The organism is Petrotoga sp. SL27, from assembly GCF_002924605.1.
In the GTDB taxonomy this organism is placed as follows: Bacteria; Thermotogota; Thermotogae; order Petrotogales; family Petrotogaceae; genus Petrotoga; species Petrotoga sibirica.
The window spans coordinates 1-546 of sequence record NZ_JAIP01000034.1; the positions used below are offsets into that span (position 1 = coordinate 1).

Genomic DNA, 546 nt, shown 5'->3' on the forward strand with positions numbered 1-546 from the left:
TCTTGGGATACACCTTGTGCCGCCCTTGCTACTTCGTCTACCCCTGACGTTACTTCTTCTACGTTTCCTGCCGTTTCTTCCGTGCTTGTTTGTATCTTGTCCATCTGGTTTTTGAGTTCTTCTGAGTTCTTTCTGCTTTCTTGTGATGATTGCGTTAGACTTTCTGATGCGTTTTCTACTTTGTCTGATGCCTGCTTTATTGACCCCATGGATCTTCTTAGTTCTTTACTCATTTCTGATAGAGCGTTGGCCATCTGTCCAATCTCGTCTTTGCTTTTGCTTTCAAAGTTTACCGTTAGGTCTCCTTCTTTGAATTGGTTTATCTTGTTTTTGAAGTCTAACAGTGGTTTCGTTATACTCCTTATTAGATAGATGACCATTATTATCGATACTACAAAGGCGACTATGGTTAAAATAATTGTCAAGGTTATTGCTCTGTTGTTTTCTTCTATGAGTGATGGACCTAAGGTGTCTTGTTGAACTTTTAATTCCATTCTTTGTTCTTCTAATAGGTTCAGTATCTCTACCCTTGCTTGCTCCATCTGC

General features: G+C 39.6%; 1 protein-coding gene. It reads right to left on the reverse strand.

Going from position 1 to position 546, the window contains the following annotated elements:
- Positions 1–546 (reverse strand): methyl-accepting chemotaxis protein (locus AD60_RS09935; RefSeq protein WP_146048846.1); only part of this gene is annotated, 546 nt, incomplete at both ends.